The following is a 285-nucleotide window of genomic DNA, read 5'->3' on the forward strand; positions in this document are numbered from 1 at the left end:
CCGTTTCCTGTTCGGACAGCCCCGCCAGCCCGATCGGCGCGGTGCGGGTGAGGTTGCCGAGGCGGGTGCCGGCGCCGCCCTCCACAGCGGCGAAGTCGACGCCGGTCGTCTCGGTCGAGCCGATCTCGAAGATCAGCGGCTCTTCCAGCATCAGCGCGCGGTTGCCGGTGAAGGTCGCGGGGGCGCCATCGCCCTGCTGCGGGGTGCTCGGGCGCCAGCCGCTCTGGTTCAGTGTCATCGGATCACAGACCTTTCGACGTCGCGGCGGCGGGGCCGGCGCGGCGG

General features: G+C 73.0%; 1 pseudogene. It reads right to left on the reverse strand.

The annotated features are described in order from the left end of the window. A pseudogene (locus AX685_RS11160) lies at positions 1-238 on the reverse strand (aminomethyl-transferring glycine dehydrogenase subunit GcvPB); the annotation flags it as partial. Between the last annotated feature and the right edge of the window lie 47 nt (positions 239-285).

The sequence above is a fragment of the Sphingomonas sp. CCH9-F2 genome, assembly GCF_001556735.1.
GTDB classification, from domain to species: domain Bacteria; phylum Pseudomonadota; class Alphaproteobacteria; order Sphingomonadales; family Sphingomonadaceae; genus Sphingomonas; species Sphingomonas ginsenosidimutans.